Here is a 14,979-nt window from a genome sequence, read left to right as displayed (position 1 = left end):
AGGCATCTTATGTACATTAAAAAATTTATCCCATTGTTGATTTTATTTTCACTTGTAGCCTGTCAAAAGGCAGAAAATAAGATGTTAAACTCAGATTCACCAAAGATGAGTGAATCGAAAGTCAATAGTGACCTTTTAACTAATGAATACAAACAAGTTAAATTACCATTAGATTCTAAAGCGTTAATGATCAATGATAAATTCATCCAATTAGATAAATATCCAGTTAATCAAAAGGATTTAAAACTATTTTATTCTGGAGAGGATCAAGCTCGAATTTTGATGACTGCAGTTAAAAAAATTGGAAGCAAAGAATATTTATTAGGTTTGATTGCTGTAAATTTTAATAATTACGAAGGTTCCGGACCTGCACAAGTAATATTTTTATCAGGTGGTGAAAACAACAAGAATAATTATAAAAATACTTTGTTTATAACGATGGGAGGTAAGTTTCCAATCTTGGATCACCAAGTCAAAAGATTTGATGATATAAATGAAAATAAATTGAAAAATTATTGCATCCAATCTTTTTTTATTAATGATGATTTTAGTAAAAATGAAGAAATGAAATGTGTGGGAAATGAACCAAGTATAGAAAAAAAGAATTTTAGATTAAATATTAATCGACCTGGGTATGATGAGTTTTAAAGCTGTGTTTTATTGGCTGTAGATATTTCATCGTATCTAAGGGTTGATAGAGAGTAAATATTATTGACAAAATTACTCTTTTAATCAAGTTTAAATCATGTCTGTTCGTTATTGATAAAGCTAGATTGGATGAAATTAAACACTTAGATGAAACTTATTTAGCTCAATAATTAAGCTTTACAAGGTATTTAAACTGAATAAATTAATAGATCTTTCTTTGGATTTAAAATATTGAATAAATATAAGGAATAGTCATATTTAACTATTCCTTATATTTATTAAACTTCATTTTTTAAACAAAAATAAGCATCGTGCGTAGATTCTATTATCATGGTTACAAAATTATTTTTAGAAAGTACTCCTAATCATTCAAATCCAAATTCTAGAAAAAATCTATCGATATAATCAACAGCAAAAAGGTGAGATGGCAAGTGAAAAAACAGTTTGGTATATTAATATTTTTAAGTTTATTTGTTATTACAGGCTGTAATGCAAAGTCGGTTGAAAAAGATACGGTATTAAAATTAAAAGTTGAACCTTGTAGTTTCGATTATGATATAGAGAATTACTATTGCAAAGCAGATAAATTAGATTTATATAGCAAGAATGTTGGAAATAAAGCGAATTTTAATAAGAATTATACGATAATTAAAATCAATGATGGAAAGTATTATCGAATAGTCGCACTTAATCAGAAGGATTTAAAGGTCTACCCTCTAAAATATCAAATAGATTATAAGTCTAAATTTGATTATTCGGTGAATAATGATAGCTTGTGTGTTACAGGCGATTTTTATGCATATAGAGATGATTACAGTCATTCAAAGTTGTGTTTTAAGGTGATAAATGGAAGTTTTGTAAAAACAAATATTTCTGAAAATTTACCCAAAATTAATAAAGAAAGCAATTTAAAAAAGATATTAATTCCTAATGCCTCAAATTACTTCTTGAAGTGTTTAAAAAGCAACTCTGAAAGTAAATGTGAGAAGCTAAGTGATTTGGAAAATCATGTATATAGTTTGAATGATGTGAAAAATATGTCGCCAGAAATTTATACGATCTTAAGCCAGAATAAAATTAATCATTTAAATTTAGATGGAGTTAAATTTATGCCAGATATAGGAGGTTCACAGTTTGTAATTGGTGAAAAATATCATGATACAGATAATGGATCGACGACTTTATTCTATTTGATTAAAATAAAGCCAAAGATAGAAGTTTATAATCTTGGAGAAAGCTATGCTATTGATGGTAAATATAACTTAAGCTATAAAGATTCTGCGGGGAATAATAAAAATATAAAATTAAATTAATCTATAATGTTTATAGTTAATTTCTGGATGAAAAGCAGCTTCATAAAGTTGCTTTTTCATTTAAAATATGGAGAAACTTTCGATTTCGATCATATAAAATTTAAGCTGAAGGCTTTCTACCTTTAATTGCTATAATGAGTGTCTATGAAAAAATTAATCTTAATATTCTTACTGTTATTCAGTATGGGTGGTCTTGCATTTGCTCAACCTAACACTTCCTGTAAAAATGATGATGAAAGCCTTATATGTATTAGAAGCAGTTCAAAGGCTGTCACTAATGAAATGAAAAAAGTGATTCTTAATATTGAGGAATCGACTGATAATCTGCAAAAATTTCAAATATCTCAATTGAAGTGGTTAGCTTATAAAAATGCATACTGTAAAGATTTTATGGGTGAAGAAGCAACCAATGCTCAAGGCGATGGTGCAACCATAATAATTGAATCATGTTTGCTCGATATTGATAAAGCAAGACTAGATGAACTTAAACGATTAAATAAAGTTTATTCAGCTCAATAATTAAGCTTTACAAGGTATTTAAATTGCATAAATTAATTTAAGGAATAGTCATATTTAACTATTCCTTAGCTATTTCAATCTTCTAAAATCTCTTCCAACACTTCTTCATTCGGTGCAAAGAAGTACGCACCATCGACAGGGGTTACAAAGTGCAATAAGCGGTCATGAATTCCATCACCTTGGGTACCAAACATATTGACCAACATCCGATCAATACGGGTTAAATCTTTGGTATAAGCAATAAAAAATAAGCCTTGCTCACCTTGTCCATCGCCATAAGGGAGAGAGTGACGCAGAATTTCTAATTCCTCACCTTCATTGTCTTCGATAACAACACGAGCAATATGTGCATTTTCAGGTTTGTGTTCATCGTCCATCTCAATACTTTCTAATTTAGAACGACCAATCACATTTTCCTGTGCATCTACTTTTAAACGTTTCCATTTTTCAAGCTCATGGACATAACGCTGCGCAAAAATAAAAGATCCATCTTCGAAAATACCTGAATCTTCACCCAATAAAGCAGTCTCCGCACGATCATCTGGAAATTGAGGGTTTTCGGTACCATCAATAAATCCCGTTAGGTCACGACCATCGAGATAACGGAAACATACACGTTCATCTAAAACTTCAACTTGATCTTGAATACCATCAAAAAAGGATTGGCTTAGTGCAAAACAAATGTCCGTGCGTGCAGAAGCAATGTGAATCAGAACATCCGCAGGAACAACGGGCATTTGAAAGGCACCTTGAATCGGTTCTAACTGCTTAAACCCTTCAGGCGAAGTATGATAAAGCTTTGACCATAGTTCAGGACCGAAAGCGATTGCAGTTTTAATCTCAGCTTCGGGGTGTTGCGTGATCAGGCGATCACGAGTGCTCAATAAGGCATTGAGACGCTTTTTTAAGCCATCAATAGACAGATTTTTTAAATTTAAAACGATGAAGCGAGCATGGTCAGAGGGTAAAGGTAAAATTACAGATTGGGCTGTCATATCGAGATGGCTCCTCAATTTTTATTTATCAATCTAGCTATTGTGCATGAACTGGCAACAGCTGGGTAGTAAAGTCTTATACTTTTTACCAATTAAATTAATCGAAATGTGTCGTTTTAAAACCGCTATAATGCTTTGTTCAAAATATTTTATTTTTTGTTATGTCCTATCAAGTTTGGTTTGCATATATGTTGGCGTGTTGGGTGATTAGTATATCACCTGGTGCTGGCGCTATTGCGTCAATGTCGAGTGGTCTAAATTATGGTTTTCGCCGTGGTTACTGGAATGCTATTGGTTTACAGCTGGCTTTACTGGTGCAAATTATAATTGTTGCTGCTGGAGTAGGGGTATTATTTGCCACTACACCGATGGCTTTTCTTGCTGTGAAATGGTTTGGAGTTTGCTATTTACTCTACTTAGCCTATGTGCAATGGACAGCTAAAACACAGTCTATAGATATCCCAACTGAACAACCGACTAAATCCATTCCCAAGTTGATTCTATACGGCTTTGTGGTGAATATCAGTAATCCAAAAGCGATCGTATTCTTACTTGCAGTATTGCCGCAATTTTTAGATCTGTCTAAACCACAATGGATTCAATATGTGATTATGGCGATCACGATGATTACGATCGATTTAATTGTGATGGCTGGCTACACAGGGTTGGCTGCAAAAGTCTTGAGATTGCTTAAATCCCCCAAGCAACAAAAGTATATGAATCGTACTTTCGCAGTGTTATTTAGTTGTGCTGCTGGTTTGTTGAGTTTAGTACATCAGTAAAAGTCTCATGGTTTGAGTTATTGAACAATTAAAAATAAATCCAATAGAATATCTGTTAAGCCGAGGGTCATTTGAATTATTTAGAATTTTATCTGTATGCCATCAGTGTAATTATCATGATTGCAACACCAGGACCAGTCATGATTTTGGTGGCAAGTGCAGGCTTAAAAGGCGGTTATCGCAAATCATTACAAACCATCGTCGGAACAAATCTCGCATCTTTGGTACTGATTGCAATTTCCATTTTAATTTTAAAGGGAATGTTGAGTGTTAATGAAACACTTTTCCTGATCATCAAAATCCTTGGATGTCTTTATATTGCTTATTTAGGTTATGGCATTCTCAAAGAGGTGTGGTTTCAGCAAGACCAGCCGTTGACTACTGTACTTTCGCCAGTAGAGGGTGGTTTAACGAAAGGTTTTCTGGTCGGTATTTCAAACCCTAAAGATATTATTTTTTTCTCTTCGTTTTTTCCACAATTTATCCATGTTCATTCAGATCTGAATGTAAGTTTAGTTATCCTTGTGATCACATGGATTATCTTGGATTTCCTCACCTTATCTATAGTTTATTTGTCTTTTAATCAGTTGTCTAAAAGTCGAATTTATCCCAAAATATTAGGGCTTTGCGGTTTAATTTTAGTCACAATCGCGCTTTATGGCTTATATATTTCAGCTCAAAGTCTATTTTAAGTATTGGATGTTCAATGAACCCTATAAGCAATGCTAGGGTTTAATTGAAATCATCCTTTTTTAATTTTCATCGTGCAGAAGATCAGTGTAAACAATAAAGACATGGTCAAAACAATGCTTAGACCTGTTGAAATATTTAATGCTGCACTTGACCATAAGCCTACAGTGACACCAATTTGTGCAATCACAAAAGCACCGATCACCATTTGTTTAGGTGAGTGCGAAATCAAACGTGCAGCTAAAGCAGGAATAACCAGAAGAGCACCCATCAGCAACGAGCCGACCGCACGTAAAGCCAGTACCGTGAACAATGCCAATAACAACATAAAAATTAAACGTTGCCATTTGGCATTGACACCTTCACTGACTGCAATATCAGGATCAATCGCAATTTGAATTTGCGCCTGCCAGTGAGAATACAAAATTGCCAAAGCGCCAATAATAACAGCCGCGAAAACAGCTAAGTCAGACCATTCAATCGTTAGTAAGTCACCGAATAAATAGCTCAATAGTTCTGGGCGTAAAGCAGGTAAGTGCTGGATCAGCAATAAACCTGAGCAGAGTAGGGTGGCTGCGCATAAAGCAAGTAAAGCATCATTTGGCAGGCGAGGGTCGTGTAGAACCCACAGCACAGCAACCAAAAGTACTGCGGTAAAAGTAACACCGACCCAGAGCGGCAAACTTAATACTGCTGCCAAAGCCACACCCAGCAAAGTACCATGAGCCATGGTATCTGCAAAGAAAGACATTCTGCGCCATAACATCAAACAGCCCAGTGGTGCAGTTAGAAACACCAACAGTGTGCCCATGATCCAAGCAGGTAAGAGTAATTCTAACCATTCCATCATGGTTTAAGCTTCCGGTTCAGGGTGAATGTGAGGATGTGGACCATGTTCACAGGTCTTAGCAGAATCACCATGCGCGCAATGATCATGGTGATGTTGGTAAAAGGCATGTTGCTTGCCAAAAGTGTCACCAAATAAAGCCTGATACTCAGGATGTTGTTGAATGCTGTCTGGTAAGCCGCTGCAACATATATGCTTGTTTAAACATACAACACGTTGTGTTCCTTGCATCACCCATTGTAAATCATGAGAGACAATCAAGATGGCACAACCATAACGTTCAGGTAAACTTCGAACATAGCCATATAACTCTGCCTCAGACTGGATATCTAAACCTTGCATAGGCTCATCTAAGACTAAAATATCAGGTTGGCGTAATAATGCCCGTGCTAATAAAACGCGTTGACGTTCGCCACCAGAAAGTTGTTGTACTTTAGAGTTTTCGAGTTTGGCTATGCCTGTATCGCGAATGATTTCTGCTTTAATGGCTTTATCACATTTTTCCAGATCAAGAAGATCTTTAACTCTTAATGGAAGGCTATGAGAGGGGTTGAATTTTTGAGGTACATAGGCGAGTTTCAGTTTTGATGAACTGACAATACTCCCTGAATTGGGTTTTAAAATACCCAACAGTACTTTGATCAATGTGGATTTACCCGCACCATTGGGACCAATAAGCGTGACAATTTCTTGTTTTTGTAGCGAAAAATCTACATTTTTTAAAATGTCACGATTATCAATCTGGACATTGATCTGCTTTAGCTGAACAAGGGGGGGGTTCACGCTTTGCTTGAGCACTGCTGACATATTCCTGAAATCTCAATAATACTATGATGTGCTTTGAACTGGTCGGACTCTGCCAAATGATTCAATTGTTGAATCAAACCTATTGCTGAAGCTTCTTTCACTGTATGGCATTCAGTACAGATCAAAAAAGCAGCTTGATGTCCTTCACGTGGATGACAGCAAGGGATATAGGCATTAATAGAGGTTAAACGATGAATAAATCCTTTTTCTAAAAGGAAGTCGAGTGTTCTATATACCGTTGGAGGGGCTGCTGGTCGTTCCGCAGCACCTTTCATCTTGGCTAAAAGGTCATATGCACCAACGGGTCCTGATGCATTCAAAATCAACTCCAGTACTTCTTTACGTAAGGGAGTAAGACGCGCGCCTGAGGTTGCACAAAGGTTTTCTGCTTCTGATAAACGCTCTTGTACATTGAGATGATCGTGTACACCATGCAAAGTATCATGGTGTTCGTGTGAACATAAGCTCATATCAGACCTCAAAACTTCTTATTTGAATGAAGAGAATCATAAATATTAACATGAAGCTCTATCAACTTACGAATGGCGTAGGTATTTTTTAACTTTTGTTATACTATAACATAAATTTTTTTTGGTAATACACTCCCATGAATCGCATGATCGCTTTTTGCTTATGTGCATTATTTGCTAGTGTCACTTGGGCTCAAGCGCCTTTGGTGGTCTCTACTCATCCTATTTATCTGATTGCAAAAGAAATCACCCAAGGAGTAGAAGAACCTGTTTTGCTGTTAGGGAATCAGACAGGGCATGATGTACAGTTAACACCAGATAATCGAAAGACGATTATGGATGCTTCATTGGTGGTTTGGTTGGGTAAAGCACACGAAGCACCTTTAGAAAAAGTTCTTGGAGACAATGCTAAAGCTATCTCGATTCTTGACTCAGGTATTATTCAGGCGCTTCCACTTAGAAATCCGAAAGGCATTGCACTTAAAGACACGATAGATACTCATGTTTGGTTAGATCCAAACAATGCAGTACGCATAGGCTTCTTTATTGCTGCCTTGAGATCACAACAGCATCCTGAAAATAAAACTGCTTATTGGAATAACGCGAAAAAATTTGCCAATGAAATGTTGCTCGCTTCACAAAAAATTACCACAGCGGGTGCCGCACGTCCTTATTGGGCATATCACGATGCTTACCAATATCTTGAACGTTCTCTCAATTTAAAATTTGCAGGTGCAATGACGGATGATCCACATGTGGCACCGACTGTTACACAAATCAAGTTTTTAAATGATACGCGTCCTTACAAAAAAATGTGTTTGCTTGCAGAAGCCAGTGCAAGTCCAAGTCAATATCGAAAATTGGGAGAAATTTCTTTTCAATCCGTTGATGAGACTTTAGCAAAACAACAAGATTTTGTGGTTGCATGGCAAGCTTTGGCACAACAGACACAAGCCTGCGTACTTAATGCACGAAAATGATGCAAAAATTAATCAACAAATGCTCATATGAAAAGCAACCTGTATATCGAAAAAAACACGACTAAGGTCGGGAAAAGATTGCATGTTCAGGGGTGTAACTCTATAATGCCTGCGATTAAAAACGATCATCAGCTAAACTTGTCAAGCATTTATGCTGTGAGTGGATAAAAAATGAGCCAAACTAGTCGCTTGATTGACCGACGATTAGCAAAAGCTTTGGTCTATTTACAAGCATTAATGATACCTGTTTCAGCCTTGGTAGCGTGGGTCTTGAAAGACTCGACTGCGGCTTTAAGTGCAGCATTAGGTGCACTGTTATGTTGGCTTGCCAGTTGTTATTTTTCTTGGCAGTCGTTTCGAGCCGCTGGTGCACGTGCTTCAAAACAGGTTCTTTCGAACATGTATCGAGGCTTGATGGGCAAATTTGCAATTGTGATCGTTGGTTTCATTTTAATTTTAAGCAATGTTAAACCGTTATCCCCGGTAGCATTGTTTTGTGGTTTTATTCTCGTGCAGGCGATGTCGTGGGTTGCTCCATTTTGGGTAGCACGGCAACAAAAACGAGTATAAGCGCAGCAGAAATTGAAAATTTTTTTGGGGATTAACGAGATATCATGCAGCACGCGATATTCGTTAACCCTATTTATTATTTGACATTGACCAGGTGTGATTTATGGCTGCTGAAGAACATGCCCTGACTTCGACCGAGTATATCAAGCATCACTTGACCAATATGACCTATGGCAAAATGCCAGATGGTACTTGGAAATTGGCTGAGAATGGTGCAGAAGCTCAACAGATGGGGTTCACTGCTATTCACTTGGATTCAATGGGTTGGTCAATTGGCCTTGGTTTGATTTTCTGTTTGATATTCTGGTGTGTGGCGAAAGCTGCAAACTCTGGTGTTCCTACCAAGTTCCAGTCTGCAATCGAAATGATTATCGAGTTTGTTGACTCAAGTGTTCGTGATACGTTTCATGGTAAATCACGTTTAATTGCACCTTTAGCCTTGACCATTTTTGTGTGGATTTTCCTCATGAATGCGATGGACTTAATTCCTGTTGACTGGATTCCTTATCTAGCACAACAAATTGGTGCAAGTGTATTTGGCATGGACCCTCACCACGTTTACTTCAAGGTTGTTCCATCTACAGATCCTAACATTACCCTTGGTATGTCATTGTCTGTATTTGCGTTGATCTTGTTCTATAGTATCCGTGAAAAAGGCATCGGCGGTTTCGTTGGTGAATTAGCACTTAACCCATTTAATCCAAGTAACCCAGTTGCAAAAGCGTTATTGATTCCAGTGAACTTGATTCTAGAATTGGTAACATTCCTTGCACGTCCAATTTCATTGGCGCTCCGACTATTCGGTAACATGTATGCGGGTGAGTTGATCTTCATCTTGATCGCGTTGTTACCTTTCTGGATCCAATGGGCGTTGTCTGTGCCTTGGGCTATCTTCCACATTCTTGTTATTACGTTGCAAGCCTTCATTTTCATGATGCTAACAATCGTATACTTGAGCATGGCAAGCGAAAAACATTAATGGTATTGCCTAACTGTCATCAGGTGGTTAGGTATAATTTTTTTAATTTAATTTGGTATAAACCTAACCTCTGAGGAATTATCATGGAACTCACTTTAGGTCTAGTTGCAATTGCATCTGCTATCTTGATCGCTTTTGGTGCTTTAGGTACTGCGATTGGTTTTGGTCTTTTAGGCGGTCGCTTCCTTGAAGCTGTAGCTCGTCAACCAGAATTGGCTCCACAACTTCAAACTCGTATGTTCTTAATCGCGGGTCTTCTTGATGCTGTGCCTATGATCGGTGTTGGTATTGGCTTGTTCTTCATCTTCGCTAATCCATTTGTAGGTTAATCAGCTTAATTCCGAAATTCACTATTTGAGGAATTTGCAATGAATATCAACCTCACATTGTTTGGCCAAGCGATTGCATTTGCGATATTTGTCGCATTCTGCATGAAGTTTGTATGGCCACCACTAATCAATGCGATTAGTGAGCGTCAGCGTAAAATCGCTGATGGCTTAAACGCTGCGGAGAAAGCGAAAGCTGATCTTGCTGATGCACAAGCACAAGTTAAGCAAGAAATTGATGCGGCGAAAGCACAAGCGGCTCAATTGATCGAACAAGCGAACCGTCGTGCGGCACAATTGATCGAAGAAGCGCGTACTCAAGCATCTGCTGAAGGTGAGCGTATTCGTCAACAAGCGAAAGATGCTGTTGACCAAGACATCAATTCTGCTCGTGAAGAATTACGTCAACAAGTTGCTGCTCTTGCAGTTGCTGGTGCAGAGAAAATTCTGAACCAACAAGTTGACGCAGAAGCTCATAATGCCATGCTGAATCAGCTGGCTGCTAAACTTTAAGAGAGGCGAATATGGCTGAACTCTTGACGTTGGCACGCCCATACGCTAAAGCAGCATTTGCTTATGCATCTGAGCAAAATGCAACTGACGCTTGGTCAAATGCATTACAACTGCTCAGTGCTGCGGTGCAAGATGAAGCATTTTCCGCTTATTTAAATCGCCCTGAGTTGACACCTGCTGAGCAGGTTGGTCTTTTTGCGAAAGTTTTAGGTAATGAACAAACTGAAGCTGTGTCAAACTTTTTGACACTTCTTGCAGACAATGGCCGTTTAGCATTGTTACCTGAAATCGACACAGAATTTGAACAACTCAAATCGCAAAATAACAACACTGTAGATGTTGTGATTGAGTCAGCTTTCCCGCTGGACTCAGTGCAAGAACAGAAGTTGGCTCATGCGTTAGAAAAACGTTTGAACAGCGCTGTGAAAATTACAGTTGAAGTAAACCCAGCATTGATTGCTGGTGTTGTTATTCGTGCAGGCGACCAAGTGATAGATGATTCTGCGCTTAGCAAGCTTGAAAAAATGCGGACTCGTCTTCTAGCGTAATTGTTAAAAATAACTGCGAACAGAAGACTGAACTTTAAAAAGATTGAGGTATAGCGCAATGCAACAACTGAATCCATCCGAGATCAGTGCGCTCATTAAACAGCGTATCGGCGATCTGGACACCAGCGCGACCGCTAAGAACGAAGGGACCATTGTTATGGTTTCCGACGGTATTGTGCGTATTCACGGCCTTGCTGATGCAATGTACGGTGAAATGATCGAATTCGACGGCGGCTTATTTGGTATGGCACTGAACCTAGAACAGGATTCAGTGGGTGCCGTTGTCTTAGGTAACTACTTAAGCCTTCAAGAAGGTCAAAAAGCTCGTTGCACAGGTCGTGTATTAGAAGTTCCGGTTGGTCCAGAACTTTTAGGCCGTGTAGTAGATGCTTTGGGTAACCCAATTGATGGTAAAGGCCCTATTGATGCAAAACTTACTGATGCTGTTGAAAAAGTAGCACCAGGTGTTATTTGGCGTCAATCAGTGGATCAACCTGTACAAACTGGTTATAAATCAGTAGATACAATGATCCCTGTTGGTCGTGGTCAGCGTGAGTTGATCATCGGTGACCGTCAAACTGGTAAAACAGCAATGGCGATCGATGCGATCATTGCTCAAAAGCAGTCAGGCATTAAATGTGTATACGTTGCGATTGGTCAAAAACAATCAACAATTGCGAACGTAGTACGTAAGCTTGAAGAAACTGGCGCTATGGCGTACACGACTGTTGTAGCAGCAGCTGCTGCTGATCCTGCAGCGATGCAGTATCTAGCACCTTATGCTGGTTGTACAATGGGTGAGTACTTCCGTGACCGCGGTGAAGACGCGCTTATCATTTATGATGACTTGTCTAAACAAGCTGTTGCTTACCGTCAAATTTCATTGCTTCTTCGTCGTCCACCAGGTCGTGAAGCTTATCCAGGTGACGTGTTCTATCTTCATTCACGTCTACTTGAGCGTGCTTCTCGTGTATCTGCTGACTATGTTGAGAAATTCACGAATGGTGAAGTTAAAGGCCAAACTGGTTCACTAACTGCATTGCCAATTATTGAAACTCAAGCGGGTGACGTATCTGCATTCGTACCAACAAACGTAATTTCGATTACTGACGGTCAGATCTTCTTAGAAACATCATTATTCAACGCAGGTATTCGTCCTGCTGTGAACGCGGGTATCTCTGTATCACGTGTTGGTGGTTCTGCTCAAACTAAGATCATCAAAAAATTGTCAGGTGGTATCCGTACCGCTCTTGCACAATACCGTGAATTGGCTGCGTTTGCTCAGTTCGCTTCAGACCTTGACGAAGCAACTCGTAAGCAACTTGAACATGGTCAACGTGTAACTGAATTAATGAAGCAAAAACAATATGCTCCATATTCAATTGCTGACCAAGCAGTTTCAATTTATGCATCTAACGAAGGCTATATGGCTGACGTTGAAGTGAAGAAAATCGTAGACTTTGATACTGCGTTGATCTCTTACTTCCGTTCAGAGCATGCTGCGTTAATGCAAAACATCGATGCAACTGGTAACTACGACAAAGACATCGAAGCTGCAATTAAAGCAGGTATTGAAAGCTTTAAAGCGACTCAAACTTACTAAGATTCAACGATGTTGAATCTAGTTAAGGTTTGGTTCACGGATCAACCTTCGGAAGCTCGAAAGGGCTTTCGAATACTAGGTTAAGCGTATGGCAAATTTAAAAGAAATTCGCGCCAAAGTAGCTAGTATCAAAAGCACGCAGAAAATTACTCGCGCGATGCAGATGGTAGCAGCTTCTAAGATGCGTCGTGCGCAAGAGCGCATGGCTCAGGGCCGTCCGTATGCCGAAAATATGCACCGTGTAATTGCTCATTTGGTACAAGCGAATCCTGAATACAAACATCGTTATATGGTTGAACGCCCAGTAAAACGCGTTGGCTATATCATTGTTTCTTCAGATCGTGGTCTTGCTGGTGGTTTGAACATTAACTTGTTCAAAAAAGTGGTTAAACACGTCCAACAGCAACAAGAGCAGTCAATTGAAGTTCAATTTGCTTTGATTGGTCAAAAAGCGGTTTCGTTTTTTAAAAACTACGGCGGTAAAGTACTTGGAGCAACTACAAACGTAGGTGATGCACCAAGTCTTGAACAGTTAACTGGTTCTGTACAGGTGATGTTAGATGCATTCGATAAAGGCGAATTAGATCGTATTTATCTTGTGTCAAACGGCTTTGTCAATGCCATGACTCAAAACCAAAAAATCGAACAACTCGTTCCTTTGGCTGCGGCTGATACGAACGAAGATCTTAACCGTCAATATGGTTGGGATTACTTATATGAACCAGAAGCTGAAGAGCTTTTAAATGGTTTATTGGTTCGTTACATTGAGTCTATGGTTTATCAAGGTGTGATTGAAAACATCGCATGTGAGCAATCTGCACGTATGGTTGCAATGAAAGCTGCAACTGATAACGCAGGTGAGCTTATCAAGAGCCTACAACTCATTTATAACAAGCTGCGTCAAGCCGCGATTACTCAGGAAATTTCTGAGATCGTTGGTGGTGCCGCTGCCGTTTAACATTATTTTGAATTGAGGAGACAGCAATGAGTAGCGGTCGTATCATTCAGATCATCGGCGCGGTTATCGACGTCGAGTTTGAACGCAACAGCGTTCCTAAGATCTATGACGCTCTCCAAGTTGACGGTACTGAAACTACTTTAGAAGTTCAGCAACAACTTGGTGATGGTGTAGTTCGTACCATCGCAATGGGATCTACTGAAGGTCTTAAACGTGGTCTAAACGTGTCTAATACTGGTGCGCCAATTTCTGTACCAGTAGGTACTGCATGTTTAGGTCGTATCATGGACGTTCTTGGTCGCCCAATCGACGAAGCTGGTCCTGTAGCGACTGAAGAGCGTTTACCGATTCACCGTCAAGCACCTTCTTATGCTGAACAAGCAGCTTCTACTGACCTTTTAGAAACAGGTATTAAAGTCATTGACTTACTTTGCCCGTTTGCAAAAGGTGGTAAAGTTGGTTTATTCGGTGGTGCCGGTGTTGGTAAAACTGTAAACATGATGGAATTGATCAACAACATCGCGAAAGCACACTCAGGTTTATCTGTGTTTGCTGGTGTTGGTGAGCGTACTCGTGAAGGTAACGACTTCTATCACGAGATGAAAGATTCTAACGTTCTTGACAAAGTAGCAATGGTCTACGGTCAGATGAATGAGCCACCAGGTAACCGTTTACGCGTAGCGTTAACTGGTTTGACGATGGCGGAATACTTCCGTGATGAGAAAGATGAAAACGGTAAAGGCCGTGACGTATTGTTGTTCGTTGACAACATTTACCGTTACACATTGGCTGGTACTGAAGTATCTGCTCTTTTAGGTCGTATGCCATCTGCAGTAGGTTACCAACCGACGCTTGCAGAAGAGATGGGTGTTCTTCAAGAACGTATTACATCGACTAAGTCTGGTTCGATTACATCTATCCAAGCGGTATATGTACCTGCCGATGACTTAACAGATCCATCGCCTGCAACTACATTTGCTCACTTAGATGCAACTGTAGTATTGAGCCGTGACATCGCATCTTCTGGTATTTATCCAGCGATCGATCCACTTGACTCTACTTCACGCCAGTTAGATCCATTGGTTGTTGGTGCTGAGCATTATGAAATTGCACGTTCTGTACAGAACGTATTGCAACGTTATAAAGAGCTTAAAGACATCATTGCGATCTTGGGTATGGACGAGTTAGCTGAAGAAGACAAACTTACTGTGTACCGTGCACGTAAGATCCAACGTTTCTTCTCTCAACCGTTCCACGTAGCTGAAGTGTTTACTGGTGCTCCTGGTAAACTTGTACCACTTAAAGAAACAATTCGTGGCTTTAAAGGTCTTCTAGCTGGTGAATACGATCACATCCCAGAACAAGCGTTCTATATGGTTGGTGGTATTGACGAAGTGATCGCTAAAGCCGAGAAGCTTTAATTAGCAACTC

At 39.1% G+C, this 14,979-nt stretch carries 18 protein-coding genes; 14 read left to right on the top strand and 4 right to left on the bottom strand.

Annotated elements, in window-relative coordinates; all coding sequences use genetic code 11:
* Window positions 1-9: 9 nt before the first annotated feature.
* The 3 genes from TOL5_RS20840 to TOL5_RS20825 all read left to right on the top strand — a co-directional run bounded on the left by TOL5_RS20840 (window position 10) and on the right by TOL5_RS20825 (window position 2,480).
* Window positions 10-648: a hypothetical protein gene (locus tag TOL5_RS20840; protein WP_121774070.1), complete on the top strand. Its 639-nt coding sequence runs from the start codon at window positions 10-12 to the stop codon at window positions 646-648.
* Window positions 649-1,079: 431 nt separating this feature from the next.
* The gene (locus TOL5_RS22580) at window positions 1,080-1,961 is read left to right on the top strand and encodes a hypothetical protein (protein ID WP_227543962.1); all 882 of its coding nucleotides are present in this window, start codon (window positions 1,080-1,082) and stop codon (window positions 1,959-1,961) included.
* A gap of 144 nt (window positions 1,962-2,105) precedes the next feature.
* Complete coding sequence (locus TOL5_RS20825) at window positions 2,106-2,480, top strand: lysozyme inhibitor LprI family protein (protein ID WP_121774071.1); 375 nt, start codon at window positions 2,106-2,108, stop codon at window positions 2,478-2,480.
* A gap of 74 nt (window positions 2,481-2,554) precedes the next feature.
* On the opposite strand, the gene TOL5_RS20820 is transcribed toward TOL5_RS20825, so the two are convergent.
* Window positions 2,555-3,475 (bottom strand): Dyp-type peroxidase, encoded by a 921-nt coding sequence (locus tag TOL5_RS20820; protein WP_005034588.1) that lies wholly within the window; start codon window positions 3,473-3,475, stop codon window positions 2,555-2,557.
* Between the two features lie 161 nt (window positions 3,476-3,636).
* Here TOL5_RS20820 and TOL5_RS20815 point away from each other — a divergent pair, with 161 nt between their 5' ends.
* Entirely contained in the window at window positions 3,637-4,257 is a 621-nt protein-coding gene (locus TOL5_RS20815; RefSeq protein WP_121774073.1) for a LysE family transporter, read from the top strand.
* A gap of 71 nt (window positions 4,258-4,328) precedes the next feature.
* Complete coding sequence (locus TOL5_RS20810) at window positions 4,329-4,949, top strand: LysE family translocator (RefSeq protein WP_005034584.1); 621 nt, start codon at window positions 4,329-4,331, stop codon at window positions 4,947-4,949.
* Between the two features lie 50 nt (window positions 4,950-4,999).
* Here the strand turns inward: TOL5_RS20810 and znuB are convergent, their stop codons facing one another.
* The 3 genes from znuB to TOL5_RS20795 are packed head-to-tail and all read right to left on the bottom strand — an operon-like array spanning window position 5,000 to window position 7,071.
* Window positions 5,000-5,797 (bottom strand): zinc ABC transporter permease subunit ZnuB, encoded by a 798-nt coding sequence (gene znuB, locus TOL5_RS20805; RefSeq protein WP_005034582.1) that lies wholly within the window; start codon window positions 5,795-5,797, stop codon window positions 5,000-5,002.
* Between the two features lie 3 nt (window positions 5,798-5,800).
* Complete coding sequence (gene znuC / locus TOL5_RS20800) at window positions 5,801-6,601, bottom strand: zinc ABC transporter ATP-binding protein ZnuC (protein WP_121774074.1); 801 nt, start codon at window positions 6,599-6,601, stop codon at window positions 5,801-5,803.
* A complete protein-coding gene (locus TOL5_RS20795) occupies window positions 6,574-7,071 on the bottom strand; it encodes a transcriptional repressor (RefSeq protein WP_004831994.1) in 498 nt (165 codons plus the stop codon). The genes znuC and TOL5_RS20795 overlap by 28 nt, the downstream gene beginning before the upstream one ends.
* A gap of 137 nt (window positions 7,072-7,208) precedes the next feature.
* Here TOL5_RS20795 and TOL5_RS20790 point away from each other — a divergent pair, with 137 nt between their 5' ends.
* The 9 genes from TOL5_RS20790 to atpD all read left to right on the top strand — a co-directional run bounded on the left by TOL5_RS20790 (window position 7,209) and on the right by atpD (window position 14,969).
* A complete protein-coding gene (locus TOL5_RS20790; RefSeq protein WP_004831993.1) occupies window positions 7,209-8,051 on the top strand; it encodes a metal ABC transporter substrate-binding protein in 843 nt (280 codons plus the stop codon).
* A gap of 171 nt (window positions 8,052-8,222) precedes the next feature.
* Window positions 8,223-8,621, top strand: a complete 399-nt coding sequence (locus TOL5_RS20785; protein ID WP_005034576.1) for an ATP synthase subunit I — start codon at window positions 8,223-8,225, stop codon at window positions 8,619-8,621.
* A 103-nt stretch (window positions 8,622-8,724) separates the two neighbouring features.
* Window positions 8,725-9,600 carry a F0F1 ATP synthase subunit A gene (atpB, locus tag TOL5_RS20780; RefSeq protein WP_004831991.1) on the top strand — a complete coding sequence of 292 codons (876 nt, stop codon included), beginning with the start codon at window positions 8,725-8,727 and terminating at the stop codon, window positions 9,598-9,600.
* A gap of 83 nt (window positions 9,601-9,683) precedes the next feature.
* Complete coding sequence (gene atpE, locus TOL5_RS20775; RefSeq protein WP_000424060.1) at window positions 9,684-9,929, top strand: F0F1 ATP synthase subunit C; 246 nt, start codon at window positions 9,684-9,686, stop codon at window positions 9,927-9,929.
* 39 nt (window positions 9,930-9,968) lie between these two features.
* Window positions 9,969-10,439, top strand: coding sequence for a F0F1 ATP synthase subunit B (locus TOL5_RS20770; protein ID WP_004831990.1), 471 nt, complete (start codon window positions 9,969-9,971; stop codon window positions 10,437-10,439).
* An 11-nt stretch (window positions 10,440-10,450) separates the two neighbouring features.
* On the top strand, window positions 10,451-10,987 hold the full coding sequence (locus TOL5_RS20765; protein WP_004831989.1) for a F0F1 ATP synthase subunit delta: 537 nt from the start codon (window positions 10,451-10,453) through the stop codon (window positions 10,985-10,987).
* Between the two features lie 58 nt (window positions 10,988-11,045).
* Window positions 11,046-12,590, top strand: coding sequence for a F0F1 ATP synthase subunit alpha (gene atpA, locus TOL5_RS20760; protein ID WP_004831988.1), 1,545 nt, complete (start codon window positions 11,046-11,048; stop codon window positions 12,588-12,590).
* 88 nt (window positions 12,591-12,678) lie between these two features.
* On the top strand, window positions 12,679-13,548 hold the full coding sequence (atpG, locus tag TOL5_RS20755; RefSeq protein WP_004831987.1) for a F0F1 ATP synthase subunit gamma: 870 nt from the start codon (window positions 12,679-12,681) through the stop codon (window positions 13,546-13,548).
* A 26-nt stretch (window positions 13,549-13,574) separates the two neighbouring features.
* Window positions 13,575-14,969: a F0F1 ATP synthase subunit beta gene (gene atpD, locus TOL5_RS20750; protein ID WP_004831984.1), complete on the top strand. Its 1,395-nt coding sequence runs from the start codon at window positions 13,575-13,577 to the stop codon at window positions 14,967-14,969.
* Window positions 14,970-14,979 lie beyond the last annotated feature (10 nt).

Source organism: Acinetobacter sp. Tol 5 (assembly GCF_019702905.1).
GTDB classification, from domain to species: Bacteria; Pseudomonadota; Gammaproteobacteria; order Pseudomonadales; family Moraxellaceae; genus Acinetobacter; species Acinetobacter bereziniae.
This window is presented reverse-complemented; position numbering and strand designations above follow the sequence as displayed.

Excerpts from the sequence above, each read along its gene's own strand:
- atpG (WP_004831987.1), top strand. The coding sequence starts at position 12,679 with ATGGCAAATTTAAAAGAAATTCGCGCCAAAGTAGCTAGTATCAAAAGC.
- TOL5_RS20815 (WP_121774073.1), top strand. The coding sequence starts at position 3,637 with ATGTCCTATCAAGTTTGGTTTGCATATATGTTGGCGTGTTGGGTGATT.
- znuB (WP_005034582.1), bottom strand. The coding sequence starts at position 5,797 with ATGATGGAATGGTTAGAATTACTCTTACCTGCTTGGATCATGGGCACA.
- TOL5_RS20770 (WP_004831990.1), top strand. The coding sequence starts at position 9,969 with ATGAATATCAACCTCACATTGTTTGGCCAAGCGATTGCATTTGCGATA.
- TOL5_RS20840 (WP_121774070.1), top strand. The coding sequence starts at position 10 with ATGTACATTAAAAAATTTATCCCATTGTTGATTTTATTTTCACTTGTA.
- atpD (WP_004831984.1), top strand. The coding sequence starts at position 13,575 with ATGAGTAGCGGTCGTATCATTCAGATCATCGGCGCGGTTATCGACGTC.
- atpE (WP_000424060.1), top strand. The coding sequence starts at position 9,684 with ATGGAACTCACTTTAGGTCTAGTTGCAATTGCATCTGCTATCTTGATC.
- TOL5_RS20820 (WP_005034588.1), bottom strand. The coding sequence starts at position 3,475 with ATGACAGCCCAATCTGTAATTTTACCTTTACCCTCTGACCATGCTCGC.
- znuC (WP_121774074.1), bottom strand. The coding sequence starts at position 6,601 with ATGTCAGCAGTGCTCAAGCAAAGCGTGAACCCCCCCCTTGTTCAGCTA.
- TOL5_RS20790 (WP_004831993.1), top strand. The coding sequence starts at position 7,209 with ATGAATCGCATGATCGCTTTTTGCTTATGTGCATTATTTGCTAGTGTC.
- TOL5_RS20795 (WP_004831994.1), bottom strand. The coding sequence starts at position 7,071 with ATGAGCTTATGTTCACACGAACACCATGATACTTTGCATGGTGTACAC.
- atpB (WP_004831991.1), top strand. The coding sequence starts at position 8,725 with ATGGCTGCTGAAGAACATGCCCTGACTTCGACCGAGTATATCAAGCAT.
- TOL5_RS20825 (WP_121774071.1), top strand. The coding sequence starts at position 2,106 with ATGAAAAAATTAATCTTAATATTCTTACTGTTATTCAGTATGGGTGGT.
- TOL5_RS20765 (WP_004831989.1), top strand. The coding sequence starts at position 10,451 with ATGGCTGAACTCTTGACGTTGGCACGCCCATACGCTAAAGCAGCATTT.
- TOL5_RS20785 (WP_005034576.1), top strand. The coding sequence starts at position 8,223 with ATGAGCCAAACTAGTCGCTTGATTGACCGACGATTAGCAAAAGCTTTG.
- atpA (WP_004831988.1), top strand. The coding sequence starts at position 11,046 with ATGCAACAACTGAATCCATCCGAGATCAGTGCGCTCATTAAACAGCGT.